The sequence below is a fragment of the Streptomyces sp. NPDC005303 genome (assembly GCF_040607335.1).
Taxonomy (GTDB): Bacteria; Actinomycetota; Actinomycetes; order Streptomycetales; family Streptomycetaceae; genus Streptomyces.
In genome coordinates this window covers 307,476-319,908 of sequence record NZ_JBEXGM010000004.1, presented here as the reverse complement: position 1 = coordinate 319,908, position 12,433 = coordinate 307,476, and the positions used below count along the sequence as shown (strand labels likewise).

Here is a 12,433-nt window from a genome sequence, read left to right as displayed (position 1 = left end):
CGGCCGAACCGTGCTTCAGGGCGGCGGCGGCAATCGGACCCAGCAGGAAGCCGACGGCCGCACCGGATGTTCGGCGGGCCGACCGGACCGGCGTCAGGCCCCTGCCGCGCGAGCCGCCATCCGCGCCTTGCGCGCCGCCAGCTTCTCGTCGAACTTCAGGGCCTCCGCGTCCAGGCCGCCCATGTACAGACCGAGCTCGTCCTGGGCCTTCTGGCCCTCGGGGCCGAGGCCGTCGATCTCCATGACCTTCAGGAAGCGCAGGACGGGCTGGAGCACGTCGTCGTGGTGGATGCGCATGTTGTAGATCTCGCCGATCGCCATCTGTGCGGCGGCCCGCTCGAAGCCGGGCATGCCGTGGCCGGGCATCCGGAAGTTCACGATGACGTCGCGCACGGCCATCATCGTCAGGTCGGGCGCGAGCTCGAAGGCCGCCTTCAGCAGGTTCCGGTAGAAGACCATGTGCAGGTTCTCGTCGGTGGCGATGCGCGCCAGCATGCGGTCGCAGACCGGGTCCCCGGACTGGTGGCCGGTGTTGCGGTGCGAGACGCGGGTCGCGAGCTCCTGGAAGGAGACGTAGGCCACCGAGTGCAGCATCGAGTGGCGGTTGTCCGACTCGAAGCCCTCGCTCATGTGGGCCATGCGGAACTGCTCCAGCTTGTCCGGGTCCACCGCGCGCGAGGCGAGGAGGTAGTCCCGCATCACGATGCCGTGCCGGCCCTCCTCGGCGGTCCAGCGGTGCACCCAGGTGCCCCAGGCGCCGTCACGGCCGAAGAGCGAGGCGATCTCGTGGTGGTAGCTGGGGAGGTTGTCCTCGGTGAGGAGGTTCACGACCAGGGCGATCCGGCCGATCTCGGTGACCTTGGACTGCTCCTTGTCCCAGGCCTCGCCGTCCTCGAAGAAGCCGGGGAAGTTACGGCCGTCGCTCCAGGGGACGTACTCGTGCGGCATCCAGTCCTTGGTGACCTTCAGGTGCCGGTTGAGTTCGGTCTCGACCACTTCCTCCAGCGCGTACAGCAGTCGCGCGTCGGTCCACGCGGAGGACGGGCTGCCGAGGTGAGGGGAAGTGATCGTCACAGGTACTCCAGGGGGACGCGACAAACAGGTAAGGGTGCGGCGAGCGGCGCCGGTAACCTACGGAATCGTAGGCTACGAAACCGTAGGTTACGAGACCGTAGGTTAAGAGCCCCGTAAAGATCCCTGATCAGCAGTGTTCCCCGGGCAGGACAAAGGAGCCCGGGAACCGCTGGTCCGAGGCCGTTGACCTGATGCGTTCAGTCATCAGGCGTACAGGTCCCGCAGTCGCACTGAGAGGCACGTCACACAGCCTTCGAGCTTCTCGAACTCGCTGATGTCCACCACGACCGGTTCGAATCCGAGGTCGGTGAGCAGTTCCGCGGTCTTCGGCGCGCTCGCGGCCATGAGCAGCTTGGGGCCGCCGAGCAGGACGACGTGGGCGCCGGCCTCCTCCGGCACGGACAGGAAGCGCGGGAAGAGCGCGGGCCGGTCCACCTTGGGGATGTGTCCGATGACGGTCCCGTCGGGCAGCGCGGTCACCGCCGACTTCAGGTGCAGCACCTTGCTCACCGGTACGGCGACGACCCGGGCCCCGAGCGGTTCGAAGGCGGCCCGCAGCTGCTGGACACCGGCCGCGTTGGTACGCCCGCCCCGGCCGACGTAGATCGTGTCGTCGATCTTCAGCACGTCGCCGCCGTCCAGGGTGCCTGGCTCCCAGATCCAGTTCACCGAGCAGCCCAGGCGCGCCACGGCCTCCTCGACGCCGATGGTCTCCTCGCGCCGGGACTCGGCTCCGGAGCGCGCGATCAGGGCGACGTTCTTGTACATGACCACGGTGTCCTCGACGAACACCGAGTCCGGGCAGTCGTCCTCCGGGTCCACCTCGACGGTCTCCCAGCCGTGCGCGCGCAGGGCCTCGACATACGCCTCCCACTGTTCGAGCGCGAGGTCGACGTCGACCTTCTCCCGCTCGACGTGCGTCACCAGACCTTCGGCGAGGCGCGGACCGGGGCGGCGGACGAGGGCCTTCTTGCTGGGCACGAGGGAACTCCGTATCGGCGGGACAGGGGCGGCACCCGTGACGGGGGCCGATCAGCCATCATGCAGCGCCGGTCCGTGTCGACAAAACCCCCGCGGTCGGGCTGTGGCCCTCCTGAGACGTCCGTCGCTCACGAGAGCCGTCGCGCGGCACGCGCGCGTGCCGCCTCATGAGCCTCGCGCGGCAGCCGTACGACCGTCCCGGTGGTCCGCCCCCCGGGGTTCACGACGCAGATCCAGCCGAGGGCGCCGTAGACCGGGTGCGGCAGCAGCACGTCGGCCGCCGCGGGCTCGTGCCGCTGCCCGAGGAGTTCCGGGAGCGCCGCACGGCCGACCTGGACGGCCTCGACGGGCTGGAGGACGCCCGGCGCGTCCTGCGGGGGCGGCTCGAGCGGCTCGCCGCCCGGAGCGTGGCGCTGCTCCGGGCGGGAACCGATCTGGCGGCCGTCGCAGGACGCTACGCGGGGAACTCCGGGGACTCCGGAGTGACCTCGCGCAGCTCCCCGTCCAGCATCAGCCAGCGCGTGATGCCGATCGACTCCAGGAACGGCAGGTCGTGACTGGCCACGACCAGCGCGCCCTCGTACGACTCCAGGGCCGAGGTCAGCTGTCGCACGCTCGCGATGTCGAGGTTGTTGGTCGGCTCGTCGAGCATGAGCAGCTGGGGTGCCGGCTCCGCCAGCATCAGCGCGGCCAGCGCCGCCCGGAAGCGTTCGCCGCCGGACAGCGTCGACGCCTGCTGGTCGGCCCGGGCGCCCCGGAACAGGAAGCGGGCGAGACGGGCCCGCACCCGGTTGTTGGTGACGCCCGGCGCGAACCGGGCCACGTTCTCGGCGACCGACAGTTCGCCGTCGAGGACGTCCAGGCGCTGCGGCAGGAAGCGGAGCGGCACATGGACCGTCGCCTCGCCCGACACCGGCTCCAGCTCCCCGGCGATCGTGCGCAGCAGCGTCGTCTTGCCCGCGCCGTTGCGCCCGATCAGCGCGACCCGCTCGGGACCCCGCAGGTCGAGGCCGCCCTTCACCCGTGCTCCGTGGGCGAGTTCCAGGTCCATGAGGGTCAGCACGGTACGGCCCGGCGGTACCGCCGTGTACGGCAGGTCGACGCGGATCTCGTCGTCGTCCCGTACGGCCTCCACCGCCTCGTCGAGCCGGTCCCTGGCCTCCGCGAGCTTCTCCTCGTGCATGATGCGGTGCTTGCCCGCGGAGACCTGGGCCGCGCGGCTCTTCAGCTTCATGACGGCCCGGGGTTCGCGCTTGGTGTCGTACATCTTCTGGGCGTAGCGCCTGCGGTGCGCCAACTTGACCTGTGCGTCGACCAGTTCACGCTTCTGCCTGCGGAAGTCGGACTCGGCGACCCGCACCATCCGCTCCGCGGCCTCCTGCTCGACGGCGAGGGACTCCTCGTAGGCGGAGAAGTTGCCGCCGTACCAGGTGACCTCCCCCGAGCGCAGATCGGCGATCTGGTCGACCAGGTCGAGGAGTTCGCGGTCGTGGCTGACCACGACCATGACCCCCGGCCAGGAGGCGACGGCCGTGTACAGGCGCCGGCGGGCGTACAGGTCGAGGTTGTTGGTGGGCTCGTCCAGGAGCAGGACGTCCGGGCGGCGCAGCAGCAGCGCGGCGAGGCGCAGCAGCACCGACTCGCCGCCCGAGACCTCACCGATCCCGCGGTCCAACTCGATGTGCCCGAGCCCGAGTTCGCCGAGGGTGGCCAGGGCCCGCTCCTCCACGTCCCAGTCGTCGCCGACCGTCTCGAAGTGCTCCTCGGTCACGTCGCCCGTCTCGATGGCGTGCAGGGCGGCGCGCTGCGCGGCGATGCCGAGTGCCTCGTCGACCTTCAGGCCGGTGTCGAGCGTGACGTTCTGCGGGAGGTACCCCACTTCGCCCGCGACGCGCACGGCGCCGTCGGCCGGGGTGAGTTCACCGGCGATCAGCTTCAACAGGGTTGACTTTCCCGACCCGTTGATGCCGACGAGACCGGTCCGGCCGGGGCCGAAGGCGATGTCGAGGCCCTCGAGGACGGGGGTGCCGTCGGGCCAGGAGAAGGTGAGTGAGGTGCAGGTGACGGAAGTGGACATACGGTCTCCGCGGTTGCTCGAAGCGAGAAGGGGCAAACGCGTATCGAGACACCCGCGACCACGGGAGACGACAGGAAACCGGAGGGCACGGACAGGGTCCTGCTCGTCGGAACGGCTCGTATGCCGAGGTCGCACGCGGCGCACACACCTCAGGTGTGTGACACGGTGTCTCAGGACCTCAGACGAGCAACGTCCTTCTCCGATCGACGGCAACAGAAGCGTTCTACACCGTACGAGGCGGCCCTGGGGCTGTCAACGAGTTAACGCGCCTTAGGAGGCCCCGTGCCCGACGGCCCGCTCTCCCTGCCGGCCCATCTCTACCTGCTGGCCTGGGACACCTCGAAGTCCGAGACCACCGGTGCCGCCCAGGTTCCGCAGCTGGTCCGGGCCGGCGCACTCACCGAACTGGCCCGGCGCGGTCTGCTCCTCGACGTGGACGGCATCGCCACACCGGTCGACATGGACGCCGAGACCGGGGATCCCGTCCTGGACGGGCTGCTCGAACTGGTCCGCGAATCCCGGCCGCACCGGTGGCGGAGCTGGGTGACGCCCCACACGCGGATCACCCTGGACGCCGTACGGGAACAGCTCACCGCGGGCGGACATCTGCGCGCCCGGAAGAGGCGGGTGCTCGGTGTGTTCCCGACGGTGGAGCACGATCTGGCCCGCCCGGCCGCGGTGAAGGCGCTCCAGGAGGAGGCCGGGCAGGTACTGCGGGGACCGGTCACGCCTGTGGACGTCTCCGAGCGGGACGCGGCCCTCGTCGCGCTGGCCGGGGCGGCCGAGCTGCGCACCCTGCTGCCCCGCGGGGAACATCACGACGCGCGCGTCGAGGAGCTGATCGAGCGCGGCGGGCAGGTGGCGCCGATGCTGCGGGAACTCGTCCACGGGGTGCGCGGGGCTGCGGCCTCGGTCGCGGCGCGCGCCTGAACGCCGACGTCGGACTCCTGCCGGCCATGGGCCCGTCCCGCTCGGGCGAGCCGAGAGCGGAGGAGCGCTTCAGTGTCGGTTCGGGCATCGTCCGGGCCGGGCACGCACTGGTGCGCCGCGCCGCGCGGGAGCTGCTGGACGCGGGGACGTGTGATCGCACCGGCCGGCGGGCCGGACCACGGCGAGTTCGACGCCGTCCCGGGCGGCCGGCGTCAGTAGGTGTCGCGGATCAGCTCGGCCAGGTCGTGGTCGAGGTCGAGCTGGAGGTGTTCCAGGCCGGTCGGCACAAGGTCGTTCGTCGCCTGAAGGAAGCGGCGCAGCTCGCCCGTGCGCACATGCACGACGGCGGTGCCCTCGGGGGCGTGGAACTCGAGAACGGTGCGGTCGTAGCCGTACGGCCGCACCCGGACGTCGCCGTGGCCCTCGGGCTCGTGCAGACCGGTGGCGAGCAGTTCGCGGCTGAAGGTCCAGCAGACCTCGACGCCCTCCAGGGTGGCCGGGGCGGGGAAGGTCATGCGGACGGCGAACGGATCGCAGCGGTCGTAGCGCAGTGTGGCGGGAATGCTCGGCATCCGCGGTGCCGCGGCGACGAGACGGGCCTCGACGGGCTGCTCGATGACGGTGGACAACGCCTTGCTCCCTTGACGGCTGGTGGGCTCCGGAGTGGGACGGGCACTGGAAGAGACGTCGGAATGAGCCAATCCGTGTACACGAAAACCGAGTGACCTCTGTCACCGTCTTCATGTGCCGGTGTGACCCAGTCCTTCTCCCGTGCCCCGCGAGCCACTTGTGACACCCCGCGCCTCGGTCCGTGTGACGGCCGAGGGCATCTGGACGGCACCGGGAGCGTGGGCTAGCTTCGCCCGCCATGAGGCGCTTGGGGAACACGCGAGGCAAGAGACGGACGGGTCCGACGATGCGGACCATCGGCGCGGCCGCGGCCTGTGCGGCGGCGCTGGCCGCCCTCACCGTCGTACCGGCCGAGGCGCATGACACGGACGGCCGCACGCCGCACTGGGAGCTCAAGGACAGCGGCACCCCCGAGGTGCGGTTCCGCGGGCTGTCGGCGGTCAGCCGGGACACCGCCTGGGTGGCCGGCACCCAGGGCACCGTGCTGCGCACCACGGACGGCGGGAAGAGGTGGCGAAACGTCTCACCGCCCGGTGCCGCCGAGCTGCAGTTCCGGGACATCGAGGCCTTCGACGCGCGCCGGGCGGTGGTTCTGGCCATCGGGGAGGGGGAGGCGTCCCGCGTCTACCGCACCGAGGACGGCGGCGCGACATGGACCGAGTCCTTCCGCAACACCGACGCCAAGGCCTTCTACGACTGCCTCACCTTCTTCGACCGCCGGCACGGGCTCGCCATGAGCGATCCGGTGGACGGGAGGTTCCGCATCCTGTCGACCGCCGACGGCGGCCGCTCCTGGAAGGTGCTGCCGGACAAGGGCATGCCGGCCGCGCTCGACGGCGAGGCGGGCTTCGCGGCGAGCGGGCAGTGTCTGGTCAGCTCCGGCCCGCGCGATGTCTGGCTGGCCACCGGCGGCGCCGCACGCGCGCGTGTCCTGCACTCCGCCGACCGTGGGCTGACCTGGACGGCCTCCGACACGCCGATCCCGGCGGGCGACCCGGCCAAGGGCGTCTTCGCGCTCGCCTTCCGCGACCGCGCGCAGGGACTCGCGGTGGGCGGCGACTACCGCCCCGACCAGAACTCGCCGCGGGCCGCCGCCCGTACCGGCGACGGGGGCGCGGGCTGGCGGCCCGCCGCAACCCCGGTGACCGCCTACCGCTCCGGTGTGGCCTGGCTTCCGCACAGCCGCGCAGGGGCCCTCGCGGTCGGCCCGACCGGAACGGACCTCACCAGGGACGGCGGCCGGACCTGGCGCACCGTGGACACCGGCTCGTACGACACCGTGGACTGCACGGTCGACGGCGGCTGCTGGGCGGCCGGGGAGAAGGGACGGGTGGCTCGTCTGGAGGGCTGAGTGGCGGAATGTGGGTACCCGGTCGCCGACGGCGAAAGGAGTGATCCCATATGCCAGCCGGTTCGAGTTCTAAGCGCGAACGCCAGTACGAGCACATCAAGCAGAGCGCCGAGGACCGGGGCGAGAGCACCGGACGGGCCGAGGAGATCGCGGCGCGGACGGTCAACAAGGAACGCGCCCGTTCCGGCGAGTCCAGGACCGCCAGCCGTACCTCGACCGAGGACATGTCCTCGGGCAAGCGGGGCGGGCAGCGGTCCGGCAAGGGCTCCCAGGGGCCGACCTACGACCAGCTCTACGAGGAGGCCAAGCGCAAGGGTGTCAAGGGCCGTTCGGACATGAACAAGAGCCAGCTCCAGCGCGCCCTCGGCAACAAGAGCTGACCGGTCAGCCGAGCGTCTCCCGGTACGGCTCCAGCGCCGGAGCGGTCTTCGTCGCGGCGAACTCGGTGACGCGGTACACGCACACCCCGGCCGCGACGAACGGGTCGCCCGCCGTGATCTCCTCGATCCGCGCACGATCCTCCGCGACGGCGATGATCACCCCGCCGTCGCGGGGGTTCTTGGGCCCGGACGCCAGGAACACGCCCCGCTCGTACTGCCCGTCCAGCCAGGCGACATGCGCCGGCAGCACGGCGTCCACGGCAGCGAGCGGGGCGGTGTAGGTCAGCTCCAGTACGAACATGATCGCGAGCCTACGCCGCCCCGCCGTACGCTCGTGCCCACCATGACGACAGTGGACATTCCCGCGGGCTGGCCCGCGACAGAGGAGCAGGCCCGCGCGGTCCAGGACGAGTTGAGGACGCGGACGGTCCTCGACGAACCGGGCCCACCGCCCGGCACCGGCCATGTCACCGGGGTCGACGTGGCCTACGACGACGAACGGGACGTCGTCGCGGCGGCGGCGGTTGTGCTGGACGCGGCGACTCTGCGGGTCGTGGCCGAGGCGACCGCGGTGGGCCGGATCTCCTTCCCGTACGTCCCCGGCCTGCTCGCCTTCCGGGAGATCCCCACGGTCCTCGCCGCTCTCGACGCCCTGCCGTGTCCGCCCGGCCTGGTCGTCTGCGACGGCTACGGCCTCGCCCACCCCCGCCGCTTCGGCCTCGCGAGCCACCTCGGCGTGCTCACCGGCCTGCCCGTCCTCGGGGTCGCCAAGAACCCGTTCACCTTCACCTACGACGATCCCGGCGCCCGGCGCGGTGCGTGGACGCCGCTACTGGCGGAAGGGGAGGAGGTCGGCCGGGCCCTGCGCACCCGCGAGGCGGTGAAGCCGGTCTTCGCCTCGGTGGGCCACCGCGTGAGCCTGGACAACGCCTGCGCCCACACCCTCGCGCTCACGCCGGCGTACCGCCTGCCGGAGACGACGCGCAGGGCGGACGCGCTGTGCCGACGGGCGCTGCGGGAGGCGACCACCCGGCCCGGGGCCTGAGAGGCGTACTGAGTACGTCGTCTGAGTATCTGTACGGATGTGCGTGCCCGGGGGCGCTCGGCAGGCTGTCCCGCATGACGACGCACCGCATGACCCACCGTTCCCCCAAGCCCCTCGCCGACCCGAACCGGCCCGTCGAGCGCGCCGTGACCGCCGCGCTGGTCCTCGGCGTGCTCGCCGGGCTCGGCTGGATCGCGGGGATGATCTACACGGTGGCGGGCTGGTCCTTCTGACGCGGGCTCACCGGATCGACGCCACGCGGAAGGTGATCCCGGCGCGTCGCAGCCGCTCGATCAGCGCGTCCCCCATCGCCACCGCCGTCGTGACCTGACCGGACGTCTCCGGGAGGTCGTCGAAGGCCAGGGACAGCGCCGACTCGGCGAACATCTTCGCCGTCTCGTCGTATCCGGGGTCGCCGCCCGCGACCTCGGTGAACACCCGTCGGCCGCCGCCCTGGCCGACGAACCGCACCGTGAACCAGCTCTTGGCCCGCTTCTCGGGGCTCGGTCCGTCACCCGGCCTGACCCGGCCGGACAGCCAGCGCCGTGCGGGCGGCAGCTGGGCCGCCGCGAACAGCGCGCCCACGGCCGCGACCCCGCCGACGGCGACCGGCAGTCGCCGTACGGCCGCGTAGTGCCGGTAGCGGAAGTCGGGCCCGTAACGCTCCAGGGCCCTCGCCGAGCGCCGGACGATCTGCGCGTCGATGGTCGGCAACGGCAGGGCCCAGGCGCCGACCTCCGGCGCGTACCGCGGGGTGCCGGTCGGTGCGGAGGCCCGCCGGCCCACCAGACGCGGCTCGTGCCGGCCGCGGTCCCGGGCGGCGGCGATCATCTGCCGGCCGCGCGCGAACTGGTTGAGGGCCGAGGCGAACGTCCCGCCGGAGAACATGGCGTCCGCGGTCACGAACCCGTCGACGGTGAGCGGCACGCCCTCCGGCAGCTGCCGGACCGTGAAATACGCCCCCAGGTCGTGCGGGACCGAGTCGAACCCGCAGGCGTGCACCAGCCGTGCGCCCGTCTCACGCGCGCGGGCGTCGTGCCGGACGTACATCAGGTCCACGAACTCCGGCTCGCCCGAGAGGTCGAGATAGTCCGTCCCGGCGTCCGCGCAGGCGGCCACGAGCGACTCGCCGTACGTCAGATAGGGGCCGACCGTGGTGGCCACCACGCGCGCGTGCCCGGCGAGGGCGCGCAGCGCCTCCGGATCCGAGACGTCGGCCGTGAGCACCCCGACGTCCGTGCCCTGCGGCAGCTTCTCGCGCAGTGCCCGGAGCTTGTCCTCGCTGCGACCGGCGATCGCCCAGCGCAGCCCGTCCGGGCCGTGCGCGGCGAGATACCGCGCGGTGAGTGCGCCCGCGAAGCTGGTCGCTCCGAAGAGCACGATGTCGTAGGGACGGTCCGTCTGTTTCATCCTGCTCATGACACTCCTGGATCGCCGCACGCGCCGTTGTCGGTGGCCGAGGCTAGCGTGAGGAGGGCGGAGCCCGACGACGAGGCCGGAGGTGGGGCGGTGACCGTGCCCGGGAATGCCCTGAAGACATCGATAATTGGCTAAGCGCTTGCTCGCTCAGGTCTTGTGTCCACTGGAACGCGTTCTTAGCATCACTGGTGTTACATCAGTTGTGTCACGCCTATGGGGGCTGGATGACGACGGCAACGACGCCCGGGCACGGCCCGCTCACCGGCGTGCGCGTGGTGGAACTCGCCGGTATCGGGCCGGGCCCGTTCGCCGGCATGCTCCTCGCCGACCTGGGAGCCGACGTCGTCCGCGTCTGCCGCCCCGGCGGCGCCGCCCTCTCGATCGACCCCGACTTCGACATCACCAACCGCAACAAGCGCTCGGTGGTCGTCGACCTCAAGGCCCCCGACGGCCCCACGCGCGTGCTCGACCTCGCCGCCCGCGCCGACATCCTGATCGAGGGCAACCGCCCCGGGGTCGCGGAGCGCCTCGGCATCGGCCCCGAGGACTGCCACGCGCGCAACCCCGCCCTCGTCTACGGCCGGATGACCGGCTGGGGCCAGCAGGGACCGCTGGCCCAGCGCGCCGGGCACGACGTCGCCTACATCGCCCTCACCGGCACCCTCGGCCTGATCGGCGAACCGGGCCGTCCTCCGGCCGTCCCCGCCAACCTCCTCGGCGACTACGCGGGCGGCTCCCTCTACCTCGTCGTCGGTGTCCTAGCCGCCCTGCACCACGCGCGCGCGACCGGCACCGGCCAGGTCGTCGACGCCGCCATCGTCGACGGCACCTCCCACCTCTCCGCGATGATCCACGCCATGACCGCGGCCGGCGGCTGGCAGGACCGGCGCGGCGCCAACCTCCTCGACGGCGGCTGCCCGTACTACGGCACCTACGAGACCGCCGACGGCAGGTACATGGCGGTCGGCGCGCTGGAGCCCCAGTTCTACGACCTCTTCCTCGACCTGCTCGGCGTCCCGGACTTCGCGGACGCCCGCAAGGACTGGACCCGCTGGGGCGAGCTGCGCGAGGCGGTCGCGGCCCGCTTCCGCAGCCGTACGAGAGACGAGTGGGCGGCCGTCTTCGAGGGCACCGACGCGTGCGTGGCGCCCGTCCTGTCGCTGCGTGAGGCCCCGCACCACCCGCACCTCGCCGCCCGCGGCACCTTCACCGACCACGGCGGCATCACCCAGCCCGCGCCCGCGCCCCGCTTCTCCGCGACCCCCACGGCCGTCCGCACCGGGCCCGCCCGGGACGGCGCCGACACCGCGGACGTGGCACGCGACTGGGACGTACCGGATCTTCTGACAGGCCCGCATGCAGGGCCCCGCAGGAAAGGCCCCGAATGAAGCGGCAGCTCTTCGCCCCCGAGCACGACGCGTTCCGCGAGACCGTGCGCGCCTTCCTGGCCAGGGAGGTCCTGCCGCACTACGCCCAGTGGGAGCAGGACGGCATCGTCTCCCGCGAGGCCTGGCGGGCGGCCGGAAAGCAGGGCCTGCTCGGACTCGCGGTGCCCGAGGAGTTCGGGGGCGGCGGCACGAGCGACTTCCGCTACGCCACCGTCCTCGCCGAGGAGTTCACGCGCGCGGGCGCCCCCGGACTCGCCCTGGGCCTGCACAACGACGTCATCGGCCCGTACCTCACCGGCCTCGCCACCGAGGAGCAGAGGCGCCGCTGGCTGCCCGGCTTCTGCGACGGCTCGCTGATCACCGCCATCGCCATGACCGAGCCCGGCGCGGGCTCCGACCTCCAGGGCATCCGCACCCACGCGGAGGACCGCGGCGACCACTGGCTGCTGAACGGCTCCAAGACCTTCATCTCCAACGGGATCATCGCCGACCTGGTGATCGTCGTCGCGAGGACCACCCCCGAGGGCGGGGCCCGCGGACTGTCGCTGCTGGTCGTCGAGCGGGGCATGGCCGGCTTCGAACGCGGCCGCAACCTCGACAAGATCGGCCAGAAGGCCCAGGACACGGCCGAACTGTTCTTCCACGACGTGCGCGTGCCCAAGGAGAACCTCCTGGGAGAGCACAACGGGGCCTTCGGGCACCTGATGACCAACCTCGCCCAGGAACGCCTGAGCATCGCCGTCTCCGCGATCGCCGCCGCCGAGCACCTCCTGGAGATCACCACCGAGTACGTCAAGGGGCGCGAGGCCTTCGGCCGGCCGCTCGCCACCAAGCAGCACGTCCGGTTCGAGATAGCCGAGATGGCCACGGAGTGCGCGGTGACCCGCACGTTCGTCGACCGCTGCGTCGAGGACCACTGCGACGGGGGACTGGACGCCGTCCACGCCTCCATGGCCAAGTGGTGGGCGACCGAGCTCCAGAAGCGGGTCGCGGACCGCTGCCTGCAACTGCACGGCGGCTACGGCTACATGAGCGAGTACCCGGTCGCGCGGGCCTTCACCGACGGCCGGATCCAGACCATCTACGGCGGCACGACCGAGATCATGAAAGAGATCATCGGCCGTTCCCTGCTGAGCTGACCCTCATCGAAAGGCTTCC

At 71.9% G+C, this 12,433-nt stretch carries 13 protein-coding genes and 1 pseudogene; 7 read left to right on the top strand and 7 right to left on the bottom strand.

Annotated features, from left to right (window positions below; all coding sequences use genetic code 11):
* Positions 1–93: 93 nt before the first annotated feature.
* From ABZT93_RS09650 to ABZT93_RS09635, 4 genes and pseudogenes are all read right to left on the bottom strand, one after another.
* A complete protein-coding gene (locus ABZT93_RS09650; RefSeq protein ID WP_356101341.1) occupies positions 94–1,074 on the bottom strand; it encodes an acyl-ACP desaturase in 981 nt (326 codons plus the stop codon).
* A 204-nt stretch (positions 1,075–1,278) separates the two neighbouring features.
* Positions 1,279–2,055: a dimethylargininase gene (gene ddaH, locus ABZT93_RS09645; RefSeq protein ID WP_329269711.1), complete on the bottom strand. Its 777-nt coding sequence runs from the start codon at positions 2,053–2,055 to the stop codon at positions 1,279–1,281.
* Between the two features lie 128 nt (positions 2,056–2,183).
* A pseudogene (locus ABZT93_RS09640) lies at positions 2,184–2,345 on the bottom strand (DUF6194 family protein); the annotation flags it as partial.
* Between the two features lie 164 nt (positions 2,346–2,509).
* Positions 2,510–4,132 (bottom strand): ABC-F family ATP-binding cassette domain-containing protein, encoded by a 1,623-nt coding sequence (locus ABZT93_RS09635; RefSeq protein WP_356101337.1) that lies wholly within the window; start codon positions 4,130–4,132, stop codon positions 2,510–2,512.
* Positions 4,133–4,414: 282 nt separating this feature from the next.
* Here ABZT93_RS09635 and ABZT93_RS09630 point away from each other — a divergent pair, with 282 nt between their 5' ends.
* Complete coding sequence (locus tag ABZT93_RS09630) at positions 4,415–5,062, top strand: GPP34 family phosphoprotein (RefSeq protein ID WP_356101334.1); 648 nt, start codon at positions 4,415–4,417, stop codon at positions 5,060–5,062.
* A gap of 212 nt (positions 5,063–5,274) precedes the next feature.
* On the opposite strand, the gene ABZT93_RS09625 is transcribed toward ABZT93_RS09630, so the two are convergent.
* Positions 5,275–5,691, bottom strand: a complete 417-nt coding sequence (locus tag ABZT93_RS09625; protein WP_356101332.1) for an SsgA family sporulation/cell division regulator — start codon at positions 5,689–5,691, stop codon at positions 5,275–5,277.
* Positions 5,692–5,978: 287 nt separating this feature from the next.
* Between ABZT93_RS09625 and ABZT93_RS09620 the strand changes: the two genes are divergently transcribed.
* Positions 5,979–7,043 carry an oxidoreductase gene (locus ABZT93_RS09620; RefSeq protein WP_356101329.1) on the top strand — a complete coding sequence of 355 codons (1,065 nt, stop codon included), beginning with the start codon at positions 5,979–5,981 and terminating at the stop codon, positions 7,041–7,043.
* A 50-nt stretch (positions 7,044–7,093) separates the two neighbouring features.
* Positions 7,094–7,423 carry a plasmid stabilization protein gene (locus ABZT93_RS09615; RefSeq protein WP_356101326.1) on the top strand — a complete coding sequence of 110 codons (330 nt, stop codon included), beginning with the start codon at positions 7,094–7,096 and terminating at the stop codon, positions 7,421–7,423.
* 4 nt (positions 7,424–7,427) lie between these two features.
* Here the strand turns inward: ABZT93_RS09615 and ABZT93_RS09610 are convergent, their stop codons facing one another.
* Positions 7,428–7,724 (bottom strand): YciI family protein, encoded by a 297-nt coding sequence (locus ABZT93_RS09610; protein WP_356101324.1) that lies wholly within the window; start codon positions 7,722–7,724, stop codon positions 7,428–7,430.
* Between the two features lie 42 nt (positions 7,725–7,766).
* Here ABZT93_RS09610 and ABZT93_RS09605 point away from each other — a divergent pair, with 42 nt between their 5' ends.
* The gene (locus ABZT93_RS09605) at positions 7,767–8,468 is read left to right on the top strand and encodes an endonuclease V (RefSeq protein WP_356101322.1); all 702 of its coding nucleotides are present in this window, start codon (positions 7,767–7,769) and stop codon (positions 8,466–8,468) included.
* Between the two features lie 74 nt (positions 8,469–8,542).
* On the top strand, positions 8,543–8,701 hold the full coding sequence (locus ABZT93_RS09600; RefSeq protein WP_086723806.1) for a hypothetical protein: 159 nt from the start codon (positions 8,543–8,545) through the stop codon (positions 8,699–8,701).
* 7 nt (positions 8,702–8,708) lie between these two features.
* On the opposite strand, the gene ABZT93_RS09595 is transcribed toward ABZT93_RS09600, so the two are convergent.
* Positions 8,709–9,887, bottom strand: a complete 1,179-nt coding sequence (locus ABZT93_RS09595) for a saccharopine dehydrogenase NADP-binding domain-containing protein (protein WP_356101319.1) — start codon at positions 9,885–9,887, stop codon at positions 8,709–8,711.
* 224 nt (positions 9,888–10,111) lie between these two features.
* On the opposite strand from ABZT93_RS09595, the gene ABZT93_RS09590 reads away from it, so the two are divergent.
* Positions 10,112–11,275 carry a CaiB/BaiF CoA-transferase family protein gene (locus ABZT93_RS09590; protein ID WP_356101316.1) on the top strand — a complete coding sequence of 388 codons (1,164 nt, stop codon included), beginning with the start codon at positions 10,112–10,114 and terminating at the stop codon, positions 11,273–11,275.
* The gene (locus ABZT93_RS09585; RefSeq protein WP_356101313.1) at positions 11,272–12,414 is read left to right on the top strand and encodes an acyl-CoA dehydrogenase family protein; all 1,143 of its coding nucleotides are present in this window, start codon (positions 11,272–11,274) and stop codon (positions 12,412–12,414) included. Before ABZT93_RS09590 ends, ABZT93_RS09585 begins: the two co-directional genes overlap by 4 nt.
* Positions 12,415–12,433: the final 19 nt, after the last annotated feature.